Source organism: Mesorhizobium sp. M2A.F.Ca.ET.037.01.1.1 (genome assembly GCF_003998075.1).
Lineage (GTDB): Bacteria > Pseudomonadota > Alphaproteobacteria > Rhizobiales > Rhizobiaceae > Mesorhizobium.
This window is the reverse complement of record NZ_RZSA01001420.1, coordinates 1-1,183: the sequence shown is the minus strand read 5'-3', so window position 1 is coordinate 1,183 and position 1,183 is coordinate 1. Positions and strand designations below refer to the sequence as shown.

The 1,183-nt window shown below is 64.9% G+C and carries 1 protein-coding gene; it reads right to left on the bottom strand.

The features are described 5' to 3' along the window. Positions 1-112: 112 nt before the first annotated feature. The coding region (locus tag EOA27_RS37290; protein ID WP_127258810.1) for a trypsin-like peptidase domain-containing protein at positions 113-1,183 on the bottom strand (1,071 nt) is incomplete at its 5' end.

Genomic DNA, 1,183 nt, shown 5'->3' with positions numbered 1-1,183 from the left:
GTTGAAACGCGATCCCGCTCCTTTGAGAGCATAATCTTGTCCGAACACCGGTTCCCGCTTTCTGCCAAGCGGACCGTCAGTTCGGGATCATGCTCTAAATGGGCAGACCGCCTCAATAACGCAACACCTGGCGCAGTATCTGCCCGCCGCGCTCGACGGTAAAGCGCCACCAGCGCGTGTCCTGCTGGGCAATTTGCGCCAGCGTCGCCGCGGTATCGATGCTGGTGCCGTTGACCTCGCGCACGATATCGCCCGGCTGGAAGCCGAAATCGGCGGCTGGCGAATCGCGGCTGATATCGATGACGGTGACGCCCTTGAGATCGGTGCGAAGGCCAAGCCGCTGGGCAAGCCTGGGCGACAGCTCCGCGACCTTGGCGCCGGCGAAGGGACTGCGGCCGCGCAAGGTGACCTCGCTGGGCTTGGCGCCTTCCGGCGCGCGCTCCAGCGGGATTTCCAGCGTCGCCTGCTGGCCCTTGCTCAGCACGACGAAGGTCGCCTTGGTGCCGATCGACAGCGTCGCCATGCGATAGTCGAGCGCCTCGATGCTTTCGACCGGCGTGTTGTTGAGCGACAGGATGACGTCGCCCGGCTTCAGGCCGGCCTTGCCGGCGGGGCCGGAGCCCTCGACCGATGAAACCAATGCGCCGGTCGGCTTCTCCATGCCGAGCGATTCGGCGATCTGCGGCGTCACCAGTTCGAATTCAGCGCCGATATAGGGCCGCTCGAAGAAGTCGAGCCCGGCCTTGGCGGCGTCGGCAAAGGCGCGCACCATATTCGAGGGAATGGCGAAGCCGATGCCGATCGAGCCGCCGCTGCGGCTGTAGATGGCCGTGTTGATGCCGACCAGCTGGCCGCCCATGTTGATCAGCGCGCCGCCGGAATTGCCGGGATTGATGGCCGCATCGGTCTGGATGAAATAACCCGAATCCGAAACGCCGATATGGCTGCGGGCAAGCGCCGAGACAATGCCGCTGGTGGTGGTCTGGCCGACGCCGAACGGGTTGCCGATGGCGAGTACCAGGTCGCCGACCTCCAGCGCGTCGGAATCGCCGATGGCGATCACTGGGAACGGCTTGTCGGCCGAAATCTTGAGCACGGCGAGATCGAGCGTCTCGTCCCTGAGCATAACCTTGGAGGTGAACTCGCGCCCGTCGGCTGTCGCGACCTTCACCTCATCGGCGTC